We start from the raw sequence: 13,340 nt of genomic DNA on the forward strand, positions 1-13,340 counted from the left end.
GCTGGCTGCTTGTGCTACTCGATGAGTTGCAGCCCGATTACCTCTGAACCGTCAGGTTCAGTGGGTCTCGGGACGGAGGACCTTGGTCCGGAGGACCGACTCGTTCAGGTTCATCTGGCGGTCGAGCTCCTTGACGACCTCAGGCGTGGCCTGAAGGTCGATGACCGAGTAGATGCCCTCGGGCTTCTTCTTGATCTCGTAAGCGAGACGACGACGGCCCCAGGTGTCGACCTTCTCGACCTTTCCGTTGCCCTCACGGACGACGGAGAGGAAGTTCTCGATCAGCGGGGAGACAGCGCGCTCCTCGAGATCGGGGTCGAGGATGACCATCACCTCGTAGTGACGCATGTGGAACCCACCTCCTTTGGACTCAGCGGCCACGGTCGATCCGTGGCAGGAGGGTCGTGATGCGTGAACAACGGTATCGGCGGACACTGACAATCAGCGGAAAGTCCCTGGGTTGCCCCTGGGACCGAAGCTGGGTCCGGGCAGACACCGGTGCAGACCGTACAGAGTACCCGCACTTCGGCGTGTGGTTGAAATCGGGCGACCCGGCCCCCAGTCTGGAACGGACGGGTGTGACCGGCGCCATAGTGCGGCGCCTGCCTTCAGGAGGTGCCCCCATGACACAGGCAGCACGACAGCCCCGCGGGCTCCGCTCGCTGCTCAGCGGTGTGCTGAACAGCGACGGAAAGCCCCATCCCGTCGAGAACACCTTCGTCGCCGTGACGGTCGTGCTCGGTGCGCTCGCCTTCATCTCCTCGGCGTTCAGCAACCTCCACCTGGTCTCGTCCTGGAGCGGGCTCGTGGGCATCCTCACGGGGGCCTGGGGCCAGTTCATCTCGGCCACCACAGGCGAGCGTTTCCTGCTGATCATCGGGCTCGGCGCCTCGGCCATCGGTTTCTTCCTGGGCATGGCGCACGGCGGACTCTTCGGGGGTGTGATCGGATAGCGGACCGTACGCCCAAACGGGGCGCTCCCCTGTCGCAGTAGGCTTCGGCGCGAGAGCCGGAGCCCCGACCATGGGGACACACCTGCCGAGGAGCGCCCCGCATGAGCCTGACCCTGAGGACAATCAGCCGAGAGCAGCATCTGGCATACATCCAGAGCCTGCCCGCGGCCAGTCACATGCAGGTACCGGGGTGGGCCGATGTGAAGAGCGAGTGGCGCTCCGAGAGCCTGGGCTGGTTCGACAGGACCGGGCAGATCGTCGGCGCCGGTCTGGTCCTCTACCGCCAGCTCCCCAAGATCAAGCGCTACCTGGCCTACCTGCCCGAGGGCCCGGTCATCAACTGGTACTCCCCGAACCTGCGCGACTGGCTGGAGCCCATGCTGGCCCACCTCAAGCAGCAGGGCGCCTTCTCCGTGAAGATGGGCCCGCCGGTGGTGATCCGCCGCTGGGACGCCGACGCGATCAAGAAGGGCATCGCCGACCCCGACGCCAAGCGCCTGCGCGACGTCGAGGCGACCTTCATCGAGCCGCGCGCCTTCGAGGTCGCCGACCAGCTGCGCCGCATGGGCTGGCAGCAGGGCGAGGAGGAGGGCGCCGGCTTCGGTGACGTCCAGCCGCGCTACGTCTTCCAGGTGCCGCTGGAGGGCCGCTCGCTGGAGGACGTCCACAAGGGCTTCAACCAGCTGTGGCGACGCAACATCAAGAAGGCCGAGAAGGCCGGTGTCGAGGTCGTCCAGGGCGGCTACGAGGACCTGCCGACCTGGCAGCACCTCTACGAGATCACGGCGGAGCGCGACAAGTTCCGCCCGCGCCCGCTGAGCTACTTCCAGCGCATGTGGACGGCCCTCAACAGCGAGGACCCCAACCGCATGCGGCTGTACTTCGCCGTGCACGAGGGCGAGGCCGTCGCCGCCGCGACGATGCTGATCGTCGGCGGGCACGTCTGGTACTCCTACGGCGCCTCGGCCAACCACAAGCGCGAGGTCCGTCCGTCGAACGCGATGCAGTGGCGGATGCTGCGCGACGCCTACGCCCTGGGCGCCAGCGTCTACGACCTGCGGGGCATCGGCGACTCGCTGGAGGAGACCGACCACCTCTTCGGCCTGATCCAGTTCAAGGTCGGCACGGGCGGTCAGGCGGCCGAGTACCTCGGCGAGTGGGACTTCCCGCTCAACAAGCTGCTCCACAAGGCTCTCGACATGTACATGTCGCGGCGTTGATCCAGCAGCTCCATCCACACTCAGGGAAAGGTTCCGGGACCGGCCATGGCGCTCACGCTCTACGTCGACACCGCGCGCTGGCGGGCACACCAGCAGTCCGTCATCCAGCAGTTTCCGGGGATCATCCCCGTCTGCAAGGGCAACGGCTACGGCTTCAGCAATGAGCGCCTGGCCGAGGAGGTCACGCGCATGGGCGCGGACACCCTCGCCGTCGGCACCACCTACGAAGCGGCCCGGATCAAGGACTACTTCAGCGGCGATCTGCTGGTGCTGACGCCCTTCCGGCTCGGCGAGGAGCCGGTGCCGTTGCCGGACCGGGCCATCCGGTCCGTCTCCTCGGTCGAGGGCGTACGCGGGCTGGTGGGCGCCCGTGTGGTCATCGAGGTCATGAGCAGCATGAAGCGGCACGGCATCAGCGAGGAGGACCTCCCCAAGCTGCACGCCGCCATCGAGGACGTGCGCCTGGAGGGCTTCGCGATACACCTCCCGCTCGACCACGCGGACGGCGGCAGCGGCGTGGACGAGGTCACCGCCTGGATGGAGCGGCTGCGCAACGCCCATCTGCCGCTGCACACGATGTTCGTCAGCCACCTCAAGGCCGAGGAACTCCGTGAGCTCCAGCAGCGGTTCCCCCAGACCCGCTTCCGGGCCCGGATCGGCACCCGGCTGTGGCTGGGCGACCACGACGCCACCCAGTACCGGGGCGCCGTCCTGGACGTCACCCCCGTCTCCAAGGGCGACCGCTTCGGCTACCGGCAGCAGAAGGCTCCCGGTGACGGCTACCTGGTCGTGGTGGCCGGCGGCACCTCGCACGGCGTCGGGCTGGAGGCGCCGAAGGCGCTGCACGGCATGATGCCGCGCGCCAAGGGCGTGGCCCGGGCGGGCCTGGCCACCATGAACCGCAATCTGTCGCCCTTCGTCTGGGCCGGCAAGCAGCGGTGGTTCGCGGAGCCCCCGCACATGCAGGTCTCCATCCTGTTCGTGCCGAACGACGCCCCCGCCCCGCAGGTCGGCGATGAGCTGGAGGCTCATCTTCGGCACACCACCACGCAGTTCGACCGCGTCGTCGATCACTGATCCCACCCCCCGTGTGATGTGACCGGGAGCCATGACTCAGGCGTCGTGGCTCCCCGTCCCCCATTCGACGCGTGTGCCTCCGGAAGGCTCGGCGTGCCGTTCGCGGCGCGCTGAGCCGAGGACGAATACGTCCGGGGCCCCATCCAGGACGCCTCCGGAAGGATCGTCCGAGCCGTCGCGGCGCACCACGTCCCGCTCGGGCTTCAGGATGTCCCGCACGACCAGCGCGCAGAGGTAGAGCGTGCCCAGCAGGTGGACGACGATCGCCAGTTGGTAGGCATCCATCGGCAGCCCCTGGTGCTTGTCGCCGCTGCCGGTGTAGGCCAGGTAGAGCCAGATGGCCAGGTAGTAGAGGACCTCGCAGGCCTGCCAGATCAGGAAGTCGCGCCACTTGGGCCGGGCCAGCGCGGCGAGCGGCACCAGCCACAGCACGTACTGCGGCGAATAGACCTTGTTTATGAGGACGAACAACGCCACCATCAGGAAGGCCAGCTGCGCGAAGCGCGGGCGCCTGGGGGCGCTCAGCGCGAGGGCTCCCAGACCGAGGCAGCCGAGGATCATCAGCAGTATCGCGTAGACGTTGACGTCGTTCATCGAATCGCCGGTGTGCTCGGAGATGAAGAGCCAGAGAGAACCGAAGTCGACCGGCCGTTCCTTGCTGAAGATGTAGAACTTCGCCCATCCCTCGCGGATGTGGAAACCCGTGGCGTCATGGGTGAACATGACGGGCAGATTCACCGCCAGCCAGGCGGCGACCGCGCCGCCCGCGGCGGTGAGGAAGGCCCGCGGCCGCCCGGCCCGCCAGCACAGGACGAGCAGCGGCCCCAGCAACAGCACGGGGTAGAGCTTCGCCGCGGCCGCCAGGCCGATCAGCACGCCCGTCAGCACCGTGCGCCCACGGGACCACATCAGCATCGCGACGGCCGTCAGAGCGACCGCGAAGAGGTCCCAGTTGATGGTGGCCGTGAGCGCGAGGGCCGGGGCGAGGGCCACCAGCAGCGCGTCCCAGGGACGGCGCCGGTGCGTGCGGGCCACGCACACCACGATGACGGCCGTGCAGGCCAGCAGCATGCCGGCGTTCGCGAACCAGTACAGCTGCTCGCGGTGCTGGAGGCTTCCGCCGCCCGGCGTGAGCAGCGCCGCGACCTCCATGAACAGCCCTGTCAGGACCGGGTACTCCAGATAGTCCATGCCGCCGCCGACCGACTGGGGAACCCGGTCGAAGTAGGGGAGGAGGCCCTGGTCGAAGCCCCGGCCGCTGTAGAGGTGCGGGATGTCGGAATAACAGGCGTGGGTGTACTGGGTGGTGGCGCCGAAGAACCAGCCGTGGTCGTAGCACGGCAGCTTCTGCACCATGCCGAGCGCGAATATCCCGATCGCCACGAGCGCGATCACCCGCACCGGCGTCCACCAGTGCGCACCGGTCAGCGCACGCCGCCCCACCGGTCCGCCGATGAGCTCACTGCCGGCCGCGGCCACCTCGTCCTCGACGGTGGGCCGTACAAGCTGATCGTCCCGTGCGCTCCTCATGCCCTCATCCTGCCGTACCCGCGGTCGGCCCTGCGGAGCCTGTGGAAAACCACGAGGGCCGCCCCGCGCGAACGCGGGACGGCCCTCGAAAAGACGTGCTCAGACAGTCCGTGCCGGATTCATACGATGATCAGCCACCCGGTCCGCCGAACAGTCCGCCACCACCACCGCCGCCCGGCGGGCGCCGGTTCCCGCTCGGAGACGGCGACTCACTCGGGTCTCCGGCGCCGCCGGCACCTCCGGGACCGCCCGCGGCACCTCCGTCCTTGCCGCCGTTGCCGTTGCTCCCACCGTTGCCGCCGATCCGGCACTTGAAGTCGAACGGAGCGCAGGACCCGCTCGGGGACGGGGAGGCGGACGGGGACTTCGAGGGCGAGGGGGACGCCGACGGCGGGGCCGAGGGGGGCGTGGAGGGCACGACGCTGGGGGAGGGAGTGGCCCCGTCCCCGAACACCTTCTGCCCGATCGGCTGCGGCGCGTCGAACTGGAGCACCGGCTTGCCCTTGAGCGCGTCGGTCATGTAGTCCGCCCAGATCTCCGCCGGGAACGAGGCGCCGTGGATGGTGGGCTGGCCGCCCACACCGCGCATCGACAGGAACTCCTGGTTCTTGGCATTGGGGTCGACGCGGTACATGCCGATCGCCGTCGACAGCTGCGGGGTGTAGCCCGCGAACCAGGCGGAACGGTTGCCGTCGGTCGTACCGGTCTTGCCCGCCACCGGGCGGTCGCCGAGCTTGGCCTTGGTGCCGGTGCCCGACTCCACGACGGTCCTGAGCACGTCGGTGACGTTGTTGGCGACGTTGGCGTCGAAGGCCTGGGCGCTCTTCTCCTCGTGCTCGTAGGCCGGCTTGCCGTCCTTCTCGACCTTCGTCACGGAGTAGGGGTCGACCTGCTTGCCGTTGGCCGCGAACGTCGCGTAGGCGCCGGCCAGCCGGATGGCGCTGGGCGCCGACGTGCCCAGCGAGAAGGTCGGGGTCAGCGAGGCGAGCTGGTCCTTGTCAAGACCGGCCTTGAGCGCGGCCTCCTGCACCAGGTCGGTGCCCACGTCCATGCCGAGCTGGATGTAGGGGGTGTTCACCGAGAACTGCATGGCCGTGCGGAGGGTGACGAGACCCTTGTCCTCGTCACCGTCGTTCGGCTGGTGCCACTCCTTGCCGTCCTGGTCGTGCCAGACCGTGCCGTTGTAGGTCCGCAGGGTCACCTTGTTGTTGCCGTTGTAGACGCTCTCCGGCGAGACGACCGTGCGCTGGCTGTCGCTCTGCTTCGGCCCGAGCGCCGCGTTGCGCTTGCCGTGCGTCATCGCCGCGGCCAGCACGAACGGCTTGAACGTCGAACCGACCTGGACACCGGTGTAGTCGGCGTTGTTGGTGAAGTGCTCCAGCGCGTTCTCGCCGCCGTAGATGGCGACGATCTTGCCGGTCTTGGGCTCCACCGAGGCGCCGCCGAACTGGACGAACTGGTCGACGTCACGCACCTTCGGCTTGATGTTCGCCTTGCGCACCTCCTCGACCGACTTCGACAGCGCGTCCACCCTGTCCCGGTCGAACGTCGTGTAGATCTGGTAGCCGCCCTTGTCCAGCTCCGCCTTGCTGATCTTGGAGTGGGCGGTGATGTAGTTGTCGGCGAGGTCGGTGAGGTAGCCGATCTGGCCGGCGCGGTTGGTCGCCGGCTTCGGCTTCTGCACCTTGGGGAACCCCCCCGCGACCCACTTGTCGCGCTCGTCGGCCTTCAGGCGGCCGACCTGGACCTCACGGTCGAGCGTCCACTTCCAGCGGTCGGTGGCGCGCTTGAGGTTCTTCTCCGGCGTCGCCGCCGGGCCCTGGCCGCCGTACGGGTCGTAGAGGTTCGGGCCGTTCAGCGTGGCGGACAGGAACGCACTCTCGCTGGGCGTCAGATCCGCGCAGTCCTTGTCGAAGTACGCCCGCGCCGCGGCCTGGATGCCATAGGCGCCACGCCCGTAGTAGGCCGTGTTGAGGTAGCCGGCCAGGATGTCCTTCTTGTCCTGGGTGGCTCCGACCTTGACCGAGATGAGCAGCTCGGTAATCTTGCGCTTGAGCGTCTGCTCCTGGCTCAGATAGGTGTTCTTCACGAACTGCTGCGTGATGGTCGAGCCACTCTGCGTCTCACCGCCCTGCGCCATCTTCACGACGGCTCGGGCGATGCCCATGGGGTCGACGCCCATGTCCTGCTCGAAGCTGGCGTTCTCCGCGGAGATCACCGCGTTCTGCATGGCGAGGGGGATCTGGGAGATCGGCACGATCTGGCGGTTGAGACTGCCGCCGCCCGCGACGACCATCTGTTTGCCGTCGGCCCAGTAATAAACGTTCTTCTGGACCACGGCGGCCTTCTGCGCGCTCGGCACCTGCACCACCGCGAGGGCGACCCCGACACTGCCGAGGATCAGGGCCACGAACGAGAAGATCAGACCCGTGGTGAGCTTCCAGGACGGGATCCAGCGCCGGAACCCGGACTTGCCCGCGCGCGGGTAGTCGATGAGCCGCTTGGCGCCGGACCGGCCGCCGTCCCGGCGTCCTCGCCCCCCGGGCCCCTGCACGGGGGGACGTCTGCGCCCGCCCGGCCCGCCGGCGCCGCCGGGCGGGGCACCGCGACGGGCCCCCGGCCGGCTGCCGTACGGAGGCTCACCGCGGCCGGAGCCGGGCGCGGCCGAGTGGGTGGATGGTGCTGCGCGACGGCCTGGCGTCGGCTGCTGGGCCGCGCGACGGGCCGCGGCTCGTCCGCCGCCCTCAGGCTGCGGCGGCTTGCGGCGGTGCTCGCTCATCGAACGAATACTCCTCGGGCAGGCGCTATCGCCTGACAGCGGCAGGATGGCTTGCGTTCCCCCCGACGTGCGGCCTCCACGCCCCCCTGACCGGTGGGCCGCACTGCGTACAGGTCCAGGACGTCTGTGGGCGTCACCCGGTTCCCTGTGGTCTGCATGGCGCACAGACTACGCACGGCCAAATCCAGCCCACTGCGGATGTTCACTCCAAATCAGGCCGCTTGTGTCCCACGAATCAGTGATGTGACCTCGTTCACCGTGCCTCCTCTTGTCGTTGATGATCGCCCGTTCTATCGTCTGGATGTATCGAGTCGATACATCAGCTCGCCATAAGGGACCAATAAGGATTTAGGGATCACAAGGAACTAGGCTGTGGGCGACAAGGAGGCGACATATGAGCAGACGCTCCGGCATCCTCGAGTTCGCCGTCCTCGGCCTGCTCCGCGAGGCCCCGATGCACGGCTACGAGCTGCGCAAGAGGCTGAACACCTCGCTCGGGGTGTTCCGCGCGTTCAGCTACGGCTCCCTGTATCCCTGCCTGAAGTCCCTCGTGGCGAACGGCTGGCTGATCGAGGAACCCGGAAGCTCCCCGGAGGACGCCCGCGCGGCGTCACTGGCCGGACGACGGGCGAAGATCGTCTACCGCCTCACGGCGGAGGGCAAGGAGCACTTCGAGGAGCTCCTCGCCCACACCGGCCCGGATGCGTGGGAGGACGAGCACTTCGCCGCCCGCTTCGCGTTCTTCGGGCAGACCTCACGGGATGTACGGATGCGGGTGCTGGAAGGCCGCCGCAGCCGGCTGGAGGAGCGCCTGGAGAAGATGCGCGCCTCTCTGGCCCGTACCCGGGAACGGCTGGACGACTACACCCTCGAGTTGCAGCGCCACGGCATGGAGTCCGTGGAGCGCGAGGTTCGCTGGCTGAACGAGCTGATCGAGAGCGAGCGGGCCGGGCGTGACAAACGCCCCGGCCCGGATCAGTGAGCCCTGCACCCCGCAGGGCTACGTCGAGTACAAACAGGGAGCAACCGGAATGGGTTCGGTTCGCGTAGCGATCGTCGGTGTGGGCAACTGCGCCGCCTCGCTGGTGCAGGGCGTCGAGTACTACAAGGACGCCGACCCGAACGGCCGCGTGCCGGGTCTGATGCACGTGCAGTTCGGCGACTACCACGTGCGTGATGTCGAGTTCGTGGCCGCTTTCGATGTCGACGCGAAGAAGGTCGGGCTGGACCTCGCCGACGCCATCGGCGCCAGCGAGAACAACACCATCAAGATCTGCGACGTGCCGCCGACCGGCGTCACCGTCCAGCGCGGCCACACCCTGGACGGTCTGGGCAAGTACTACCGCCAGACCATCGAGGAGTCCGCCGAGGCCCCCGTCGACATCGTCCAGGTCCTCAAGGACAAGCAGGTCGACGTCCTGGTCTGCTACCTCCCGGTCGGCTCCGAGGACGCTGCCAAGTTCTACGCGCAGTGCGCCATCGACGCCAAGGTCGGCTTCGTCAACGCCCTCCCGGTCTTCATCGCCGGCACCAAGGAGTGGGCGGACAAGTTCACCGAGGCGGGCGTCCCGATCGTCGGTGACGACATCAAGTCCCAGGTCGGCGCCACCATCACCCACCGTGTGATGGCCAAGCTGTTCGAGGACCGCGGTGTCATCCTCGACCGCACGATGCAGCTGAACGTCGGCGGCAACATGGACTTCAAGAACATGCTCGAGCGCGAGCGCCTGGAGTCCAAGAAGATCTCCAAGACGCAGGCCGTCACCTCCCAGATCCCCGACCGCGAGCTGGGCGAGAAGAACGTCCACATCGGCCCCTCGGACTACGTGGCCTGGCTGGACGACCGCAAGTGGGCCTATGTGCGCCTCGAGGGCCGTGCCTTCGGCGACGTCCCGCTGAACCTGGAGTACAAGCTCGAGGTCTGGGACTCCCCGAACTCCGCCGGTGTCATCATCGACGCCCTGCGCGCCGCGAAGATCGCCATGGACCGGGGCATCGGTGGCCCGATCCTCTCCGCCTCCTCGTACTTCATGAAGTCGCCGCCCGTGCAGTACTTCGACGACGAGGCCCGTGAGAACGTCGAGAAGTTCATCAAGGGCGAGGTCGAGCGCTAAAGGCGCCGACCGCGCACCGGACACGGGCCCGCTCCGCTCGACCACAGGTCCCCGGGTAATCCACCCGGGGACCTGTGCGTTGTGTGAGGCTGTGGACCATGCCCGTTGTGCGTGATCTTCGCGTTCTGCTCCAGCTGGGCGATTTCCGCCGGCTGCTGGCAGTACGGCTGCTCTCCCAGGCGGCCGACGGCGTCTATCAGGTCGCGCTCGCCGCGTACGTGGTCTTCTCACCCGAGAAGCAGACCTCCCCCGCCGCCATCGCCTCGGCCATGGCCGTGCTCCTCCTGCCCTATTCGCTGCTGGGCCCCTTCGCCGGAGTCCTGCTCGACCGCTGGCGCCGCCGTCAGGTGCTGCTCCACGGCAATCTGCTCCGTGCCGCGCTGGCCACGGTGACCGCCCTGCTCATCGTCGGCGGGGTGCCCGACCGGCTCTTCTACGCCTCCGCGCTCTCGGTCACCGCCGTCAACCGCTTCGTCCTCGCCGGCCTGTCGGCCGCCCTGCCGCGCGTCGTCGACTCCCCCGAGCGCCTGGTCATGGCCAACGCCGTCTCCCCGACCGCCGGCACGCTCGCGGCGACCATCGGCGGCGGCCTCGCCTTCGCCGTCCGCCTCGCCCCTCCGGAGGGCACCGCCGACGACGCGTCCGTCGTCCTCCTCGGCGCCGTCCTCTATCTCTGCGCCGCGCTCTGCTCGCTGCGCATGCCCATCGGCCTGCTGGGCCCGGACGCCCCGGCGCCCCGGACCGGGCTGCGCACGGCGCTGGCCGTCACCGCCCGGGGCCTGCTCGACGGGCTGCGCCATCTCGGCGAACGGCGCGTCGCCGCCCGCGCCCTGGCGGCGATGGCGCTGATGCGCTTCTGCTACGGCGCGCTGACGGTGATGCTGCTGATGCTCTGCCGGTACGCCTGGTCGGGCGGCGGGCCCGGCGGTCTGGTCCTGCTCGGCTATGCCGTGGTCGCCTCGGGGGCCGGTTTCTTCGCCGCGGCCGCCATCACCCCCTGGGCGGTCGGCCGGCTGGGGCGGCTGGGCTGGCTGGTGGCCTGCGCAGCGGCCGCGGCGGTCCTGGAACCCGCGCTCGGTCTGCCCTTCGAGCCCGTTCCCATGCTGATCGCCGCCTTCGTCCTGGGGCTCGCCACCCAGAGCGCCAAGATCGTCACGGACACGGTGGTCCAGGCGTCGGTCGACGACGCCTTCCGGGGGAGGGTCTTCTCCCTTTACGACGTCCTCTTCAACGTCGCCTTCGTGGGCGCGGCGGCGGTGGCCTCGCTGATGCTGCCACCGGACGGACGGTCGCCCACGCTAGTGATCGGAGTGGCTCTGATCTACGCGGCAATTGCTTCCACTATGGCTGGATTTCTACGCCGCTGACTATTACATCAAGGCCACAGCATCCCACTGAGCTGCGGAAATGTCATGGACACGGGATAACTTACGGGCGGCGTCAGCCGACCGAAAACCACCGTCCCGTGAAGGCATCCCCGTGACCACTCCGCCGCCCCACCAGAACCCGTACGGCCCGCAGGGCGGTGCCCCCTACGGCCAGCAGCCGCCCCCGCCCTACGGTCAGCAGCCCGGTCCGTACGGCCAGCCCGGCCAGCCGGCTCCGCCGCCGTACGGCCAGCAGCCGGGTGGCTGGGGTGGCGCGACGATGCCGCCGCCGGCCCCGTCCAGGGGCAAGAAGATCGGCAAGAAGATCGCCACGATCGTTCTCTGCGTCCTGGTCAGCGCGGGCATCTACACCGCCAAGGACATGCTCACGAGCGATGACACCACCGTGCTGGGGGTCGGAGACTGCCTCCAGAACAAGGGCACGGACTCCAAGCCGGACATCAAGAAGGTCGACTGCACCGACAGCAAGGCGAGCCACAAGGTGCTCAAGAAGGTCGACGGCTCCACGCTGTACACCCTCGCCTGCAACAACGTCGAGGGCACCACGGCCGCACTCACCTGGTCGGAGCGCACCAGCAAGTTCACGCTCTGCCTGGGCGACATCAAGAAGTAGCGGGCGGCTCGGCCCGGATATGGCCAGGGGCGGTGTTTCACGTGAAACACCGCCCCTGGCCCTTTCACTTGTTCGCGCCCCGGTGACGTTTCACGTGAAACACCACAGCCGTGAAACACCACCGCGCGGCATCAGCCCTGCTGGGCCCACCACTCCTTGAGCGCGGCCACGGCGGCCTCCCGCTCCATGGGGCCGTGCTCCAGACGCATCTCCAGCATGTGCTTGTAGGCCTGGCCGATCTGCGGGCCGGGGCCGATGCCCAGGATCTCCATGATCTCGTTGCCGTCGAGGTCCGGCCGGATCGCGTCCAGCTCCTCCTGCTCCTGGAGCCGGGCGATGCGCTCCTCGAGCCCGTCGTAGGCGCGCGAGAGGGCGTTGGCCTTGCGCTTGTTGCGGGTGGTGCAGTCGGACCGGGTCAGCTTGTGGAGCCGGTCCAGCAGCGGCCCGGCGTCACGGACATAGCGGCGGACGGCCGAATCGGTCCACTCCCCGGTGCCATAGCCATGGAAGCGCAGGTGGAGCTCGACCAGCTTCGAGACGTCCTTGACCAGGTCGTTGGAGTACTTGAGCTTGGTCATCCGGGCCTTGGTCATCTTCGCGCCCACCATCTCGTGGTGGTGGAAGGAGACCCGGCCGTCCTTCTCGAAGCGACGCGTCTTCGGCTTGCCGATGTCGTGGAGCAGCGCCGCCAGGCGCAGAACCAGGTCGGGACCGCCACCCGGCTGGTCACGGGGGGCCTCCAGAGCCATGGCCTGCTCCAGGACGATGAGCGTGTGCTCGTAGACGTCCTTGTGGCGGTGGTGCTCGTCGCGCTCCAGGCGCAGCGCCGGGAGCTCGGGGAGGATCAGGGCGGCGAGCCCGGTCTCCGTGAGCAGGGTGAGGCCCTTGCGGGGGTGGCTGGAAAGGATCAGCTTGTTCAGCTCGTCCCGGACCCGCTCGGCCGAGACGATCTCCAGGCGGTCCGCCATCCCGGTCATGGCCGCCACCACCTCGGGCGCCACCTCGAAGTCCAGCTGGGCGGCGAAGCGGGCGGCCCGCATCATGCGCAGCGGGTCGTCGGAGAAGGACTCCTCGGGGGTGCCGGGGGTGCGCAGGATCCGCGCGGCAAGGTCCTCCAGGCCGTTGTGGGGGTCGATGAACTCCTTCTCCGGCAGCACCACGGCCATGGCGTTGACGGTGAAGTCGCGGCGGACCAGGTCCTCCTCGATGGAGTCGCCGTAGGAGACCTCGGGCTTCCGGGAGGTCCGGTCATACGCTTCCGACCGGTATGTGGTGACCTCGATGTCGAAGTCCGACTTACGGCAGCCCACGGTGCCGAAGGCGATCCCGACCTCCCAGACCGCGTCCGCCCACGGCCGCACGATCTTCAGCACGTCCTGGGGACGGGCGTCGGTGGTGAAGTCCAGGTCGTTGCCGAGACGGCCGAGCAAAGCGTCCCGTACCGACCCGCCGACCAGGGCGAGCGTAAAGCCGGCCTCCTTGAAGCGGCGGGCGAGATCGTCGGCTACGGGGGAGACCCGCAGGAGCTCGCTCACGGCACGGCGCTGCGCCTGGCTGAGCTCGGTCGTCGACGGCGGGGTGTGGCTGTCATTGTTGGCGTTCGGCACAACAGAAGAGGGTACGTGGCCGGGCGCGCCGAAGCCTCCCGGTTGTCGGACGCACTATG

Annotated in this window: 11 protein-coding genes; 7 read left to right on the forward strand and 4 right to left on the reverse strand. The window is 68.6% G+C overall.

The genetic code is table 11. The features are described 5' to 3' along the window. Positions 1-57 precede the first annotated feature (57 nt). Positions 58-348 carry a 30S ribosomal protein S6 gene (gene rpsF / locus ACFYZR_RS07985; protein ID WP_049719052.1) on the reverse strand — a complete coding sequence of 97 codons (291 nt, stop codon included), beginning with the start codon at positions 346-348 and terminating at the stop codon, positions 58-60. A gap of 275 nt (positions 349-623) precedes the next feature. Between rpsF and ACFYZR_RS07990 the strand changes: the two genes are divergently transcribed. From ACFYZR_RS07990 to ACFYZR_RS08000, 3 genes are all read left to right on the forward strand, one after another. Further along, entirely contained in the window at positions 624-953 is a 330-nt protein-coding gene (locus tag ACFYZR_RS07990) for a hypothetical protein (RefSeq protein WP_387577276.1), read from the forward strand. A 101-nt stretch (positions 954-1,054) separates the two neighbouring features. Then, complete coding sequence (locus ACFYZR_RS07995; protein ID WP_391906657.1) at positions 1,055-2,173, forward strand: lipid II:glycine glycyltransferase FemX; 1,119 nt, start codon at positions 1,055-1,057, stop codon at positions 2,171-2,173. A gap of 45 nt (positions 2,174-2,218) precedes the next feature. Next, positions 2,219-3,250, forward strand: a complete 1,032-nt coding sequence (locus tag ACFYZR_RS08000) for an alanine racemase (RefSeq protein WP_391906660.1) — start codon at positions 2,219-2,221, stop codon at positions 3,248-3,250. Positions 3,251-3,286: 36 nt separating this feature from the next. On the opposite strand, the gene ACFYZR_RS08005 is transcribed toward ACFYZR_RS08000, so the two are convergent. Next, a complete protein-coding gene (locus tag ACFYZR_RS08005; protein WP_391906663.1) occupies positions 3,287-4,780 on the reverse strand; it encodes a glycosyltransferase family 87 protein in 1,494 nt (497 codons plus the stop codon). Between the two features lie 130 nt (positions 4,781-4,910). Continuing rightward, on the reverse strand, positions 4,911-7,559 hold the full coding sequence (locus tag ACFYZR_RS08010; RefSeq protein WP_391906665.1) for a transglycosylase domain-containing protein: 2,649 nt from the start codon (positions 7,557-7,559) through the stop codon (positions 4,911-4,913). Positions 7,560-7,953: 394 nt separating this feature from the next. On the opposite strand from ACFYZR_RS08010, the gene ACFYZR_RS08015 reads away from it, so the two are divergent. The 4 genes from ACFYZR_RS08015 to ACFYZR_RS08030 all read left to right on the forward strand — a co-directional run bounded on the left by ACFYZR_RS08015 (position 7,954) and on the right by ACFYZR_RS08030 (position 11,674). Further along, positions 7,954-8,541, forward strand: coding sequence for a PadR family transcriptional regulator (locus ACFYZR_RS08015; protein ID WP_126915051.1), 588 nt, complete (start codon positions 7,954-7,956; stop codon positions 8,539-8,541). A gap of 49 nt (positions 8,542-8,590) precedes the next feature. After that, entirely contained in the window at positions 8,591-9,673 is a 1,083-nt protein-coding gene (locus tag ACFYZR_RS08020) for an inositol-3-phosphate synthase (protein WP_391906668.1), read from the forward strand. 98 nt (positions 9,674-9,771) lie between these two features. Continuing rightward, a complete protein-coding gene (locus ACFYZR_RS08025; RefSeq protein WP_391906671.1) occupies positions 9,772-11,040 on the forward strand; it encodes an MFS transporter in 1,269 nt (422 codons plus the stop codon). Between the two features lie 112 nt (positions 11,041-11,152). After that, entirely contained in the window at positions 11,153-11,674 is a 522-nt protein-coding gene (locus tag ACFYZR_RS08030) for a hypothetical protein (protein WP_391906673.1), read from the forward strand. A 131-nt stretch (positions 11,675-11,805) separates the two neighbouring features. Here the strand turns inward: ACFYZR_RS08030 and ACFYZR_RS08035 are convergent, their stop codons facing one another. Further along, a complete protein-coding gene (locus ACFYZR_RS08035) occupies positions 11,806-13,281 on the reverse strand; it encodes a CCA tRNA nucleotidyltransferase (protein ID WP_391906676.1) in 1,476 nt (491 codons plus the stop codon). Positions 13,282-13,340: the final 59 nt, after the last annotated feature.

It is taken from the genome of Streptomyces sp. NPDC001678 (assembly GCF_042892945.1).
Classification (GTDB): Bacteria; Actinomycetota; Actinomycetes; order Streptomycetales; family Streptomycetaceae; genus Streptomyces.